Annotated in this window: 3 protein-coding genes, 1 tRNA gene and 1 pseudogene; 2 read left to right on the top strand and 3 right to left on the bottom strand. The window is 77.3% G+C overall.

Going from position 1 to position 3,964, the window contains the following annotated elements:
- Positions 1 to 252: 252 nt before the first annotated feature.
- Together HCN56_RS15605 and HCN56_RS15600 are read right to left on the bottom strand one after the other, a co-directional pair.
- On the bottom strand, positions 253 to 699 hold the full coding sequence (locus HCN56_RS15605; RefSeq protein ID WP_167971574.1) for a hypothetical protein: 447 nt from the start codon (positions 697 to 699) through the stop codon (positions 253 to 255).
- 134 nt (positions 700 to 833) lie between these two features.
- Positions 834 to 1,250, bottom strand: coding sequence for a VOC family protein (locus HCN56_RS15600; protein WP_312871251.1), 417 nt, complete (start codon positions 1,248 to 1,250; stop codon positions 834 to 836).
- 223 nt (positions 1,251 to 1,473) lie between these two features.
- On the opposite strand from HCN56_RS15600, the gene HCN56_RS15595 reads away from it, so the two are divergent.
- Positions 1,474 to 2,664 (top strand): outer membrane protein assembly factor BamB family protein, encoded by a 1,191-nt coding sequence (locus HCN56_RS15595; RefSeq protein ID WP_167971572.1) that lies wholly within the window; start codon positions 1,474 to 1,476, stop codon positions 2,662 to 2,664.
- Between the two features lie 137 nt (positions 2,665 to 2,801).
- Here the strand turns inward: HCN56_RS15595 and HCN56_RS15590 are convergent.
- A tRNA-Arg gene (locus HCN56_RS15590) sits at positions 2,802 to 2,874 on the bottom strand.
- 436 nt (positions 2,875 to 3,310) lie between these two features.
- On the opposite strand from HCN56_RS15590, the pseudogene HCN56_RS26480 reads away from it, so the two are divergent.
- A pseudogene (locus tag HCN56_RS26480) lies at positions 3,311 to 3,964 on the top strand (ATP-dependent DNA helicase); the annotation flags it as partial.

Here is a 3,964-nt window from a genome sequence, read left to right as displayed (position 1 = left end):
CGCGCGGACGAGACCACCCGCCGATCGCCCGCCGCCCGGGTCTCCCACGCAGCCCTTCGGCCGTACGGGAGACCCGGGCGGTGTGTCCGGTCGCTGCGACGCGCTGCCGCGGCCCGGCCCGCCCCCTCCGTGGGCCGGACCGCGGCGCCGTCGTGCGACCGGGAACCGGCGGCGGGGCGCCCGCCGCCCCGACGCCCGACGCCCCGCGTCAGCCGCCGACGTTGCGCCGCGGCCGGCGCCGACCGCCGTTCCTCACCCCAGCCACCAGGCGTAGAGGCTGCGGCCCGGCCGTGAGGCAGCCACCGCCGTGTCCCGCAACTGGCGGACCACCTCGACGAGTTCCTCCGGGTCCTCGGTGGTGACCCAGAACTCGGAATCGGCCCAGGCGGTCGCCAGTGGCACCAACTGCTCGTCACCCACCGAGGCGAGCGCGGCGGCGGCGTCCTCGTGCAGAGCGGTCAACTCGGCGTCGCCGGGCACGGACAGCCGTGTGATCGGAAACCTCGCGAGCCATGTCTCCGGCGCCGCTCCGGAGCCCGGGTGCTCCCCGTGCACCAGCGCACAGAGCTCGGAGACCATCATCACCGGGTCGACCCACTTCAGCTCGGCGGCGTCCAGCCCCGCCGCCGTCGGCCCGTCCGCGGCGCACCCCCGCGCCGTGCCGGCCGTGGCCGCGAAGTACTCGTAGTACTGCCCCATGCCCCCACCCTTCGGCGGCACGCCGCGCGCGCCGCCCGTCCGCTCCCGGTCGTCGCGCCGACCCTAACGGCGGGCACTGACAACGCCCGCCGGCCCCGGTCAGCCGCGCGAGCGGCCCGCGTCCGGCCCGCGGGTCACCCCTCCGGAGGGGCCTCCACCAGCCACAGGTGGCCGTCGGGGTCGGCGAAGCTGCCGCTGTAGCCCCACGGCTGCCGGGCCGGCGCCGAGACCACGGCGGCGCCCGCCGCCTCGGCACGCGCCAGCAGCGCGTCCACCTCCGAGGGCGAGGCGGCGTCGAGCCCCAGCACGCACTCGCTCACCCCGGGGGCGGCGGTCTCCCGGCCGCCGAGGACCCAGCCGAAACCGCCCGTGGGCACCAGCATCAACGTCAGTCCGTCGTTGACGGCGAACCGCAACGGCTCCGGAACCCCGTCCGCAGCGGGCTCGCCGACCGCGCGGAAGCCGAGGCCGTCGCGGTAGAACGCGAACGACCTGACGCGATCCTCGATGGGCAACGCCAGCGTCACCGTGGTGCGCGGGGGTGTGGTCACGAACAGCTCCTCTGTCGGGCGGACGCGCGGAAGGGCGGTCGGCACGGCCACGACGGCGGCTCACCGGCCCCACGCCGCAGCCTCCCACGCGATCACGCCCCGCGGCCCGTCCCGTGCTCGGCGACGCGCGACCCCCGCGCACGGGAACCGCAACGCCGCAACGGGCGTGCCTGAGTGCAGGGCCCGCGCGCCGCCGGCGCCGGAGAACGACGGGGGAGCACCGATGACCGCGCACCAGCCCGGCCGACCGCCGACCGACCCGAGCGGGCCGTCCGCGCCCGGCCGCGCCGCCGGAACCACCGCCCGCGCCACCGCACGCGCGGACCACGACCCGGGACGGCGCACCGTCCTGGGCCTGCTCGGCCTCGCCGTCCTCACCGCCGCGGGCTGCGCCCCCGGCGCCGACGCCTCGGGCGCAGCCGCCGGCACGGACACCGCGGCCGAACCGGGCAGCGTGCTGTGGAGCTTCGGCACCGGCCGGGCATCCCGGTCCCCCGCCGTCCGGTACGAGGACACCGTGGTCTGCGGCAGCGGCGAGACGCTCCACGCCCTCGACGCCGCCGACGGCACCCCGCGCTGGGAGCACCGCACCGGGCCCGCCGTCGCCCAACCCCTCCACCACGGCGGCAGCCTCCACGTCCCGCTCTCCGGACCCGGCGGCGGCGGCAGCAGCGGCGGCGGCACGGTGGTGCTCGATCCCGCCGACGGCTCCCACCGCCGCGACCACCCCGCGCGAGCGGGCGTGTTCGCCGCGCCCGTGGCGCACGGGAACACGGTCTACCTCTGCGGGCTCGACCGGACGGTGCAGGCGTTGGACGCCGGGACCGGCGCCGTCCGGTGGACGTTCGAGACGGACAGCCAGATCTTCCACACGCCCGTCCTCCACGACGAGCTGCTCCACGTCGCCACCGCCGACGGCGTGACCCACACCCTCGACACCGCGGACGGCTCCGAACTGCGGCGGTTCACCACCGGCGGCCGCCCCCTCGCCCCGCAGCGGACCGCGTCCGGGCTGCTGCTCCTCGCCGACCGTGTCGACGCCACCCTGCACGCGCTGGACCCCGCCACCGGGGAGGAGAGCTGGGCGGTCCGGGCCGCCGGCGAACCGACCGGCCTGGCCACCGCCGGGGAGACCGTGCTGCTCGCCGCCGGCCGCACCCTGACCGCTCGGGATGCCGGCAGCGGCGAGGAGCGCTGGCGGGCCGACGCGGCGCGCGACCACAGCCCGGTGACCGTCGTCGGTGCCACCGCCTGCCACCGCTCCGCCGCGGAGACCGTCACCGGACTCGACCTCGCGACGGGAGCACACCGCTGGTCGCACGAGGCGGACGGCGCCGTCCTCCACCTCGCCACCGACGGCGGTGTCCTGTACCTCGGCACCGACCGCACGACCCTGACCACGCTCGCCGTCTGACCGTCCGCCGCCTTGCGCTGCGCCCGCAGCGCCACTGGGGGACGGCGGCGCGCGCCCGGACACACGAAAGGCGCGGACATCGTCCGCGCCGACCGTTCAGCGAGCCGCGCCGACGCCGTCCGCGCCGCTCGCGTGAGTGCCCCCGGCAGGATTCGAACCTGCGACACCGGCTTTAGGAGAGCCGTGCTCTATCCCCTGAGCTACGGGGGCGTGGACCCGACCGGTGGCGAGGCCCGCCGCCGACCCGGGCCCGCGGGCCCGCTGATCCCGTGCCGCACGCGAGGTGTGACACGCCGCGCACAGTGTAGCTGGTGGCCCGGGCGCGTCGGGGCGCCCTCCCCGCCCGGCCGTGGCGCCCCGGGACGGGACCCTGTCGCTGTGCACACGGAGCGCGCTCCTCGCCGCCGGCTGCGGCGGCGGGCGATATCCGCGGCGCGGTCTCCCCGGCCCGCGGAGCGAGCGACGTGCGGGCCCCTGGCCACCGTCCGTCGAGTGTGCGACGGCGCTGCTCGACCATCGGCGCCGGCGCGCGCGTCAAGGAGATCGCGAACTGACTGTTCTTCACCGTTCACTTTCTGATAGTTCTTCAGCGGGGTACGGGCGCAGGTCCGTGGCGGTGTCTCACGACACCGCAGGGAGGATGAACATGAGTTCAGCGACGCGGGCAGAGGTGCTCGCGACCGAGCAGCGGGCGGTCGACCACGCCTACGCGTGCTACGAGACACGGCTGGCTGCGATGGGCGGGCTGTCGGCGGCGACCGCTTCCGCCACCGGCAAGGACGGCATCGCGATCCGTGCCGATGCGGAGCAGCGGGCCGCCCGGTACGGGAACCTCGGGGGCGAGGCACTCGTCTACGCCAGGGTGGACGCCCCGGACGAGCCGGGTGGAGCGCCCCGGCCCTGGTACATCGGCCGCCGCGGCGTGCAGGACGCCGAGAACGAGCCGGTGGTGGTGCTCTGGACCAGCCCGCTGGCCGGCAGGTGGATGGCCGCGCTGCCGGAGAAACCGGGGGATGTCGCCCTGCGCCGCCGGTTGCGGTGCGCCCAACGGGTGGTGGAGGACTACCTCGACGAGATCGGGCCCCCGGAACGGCCCGCCGTCGCGCCGGTGCCCGAACCCCGCATCGAGCAGGAGCCGGGCCGTGCTCGACCGGCGGGTGACGCGGCCGCCACTGCCCCGCCGCGGCCAGTCGCCCGGCCGACGGAAGAACCGCGTGCAGGCGGCGGCCCCGGCCCCGAGCCGGCCACCGGGCCGCCGCCCACGCCCGCGCCGAGTCCTGCGGACGTGGGGGGGGGGGGG

The sequence above is a fragment of the Streptomyces lonarensis genome (assembly GCF_012033735.1).
Lineage (GTDB): Bacteria > Actinomycetota > Actinomycetes > Streptomycetales > Streptomycetaceae > Streptomyces > Streptomyces lonarensis.
Note: the sequence above shows the minus strand (reverse complement) of the source record. Positions and strands in the feature narration are given on the sequence as shown.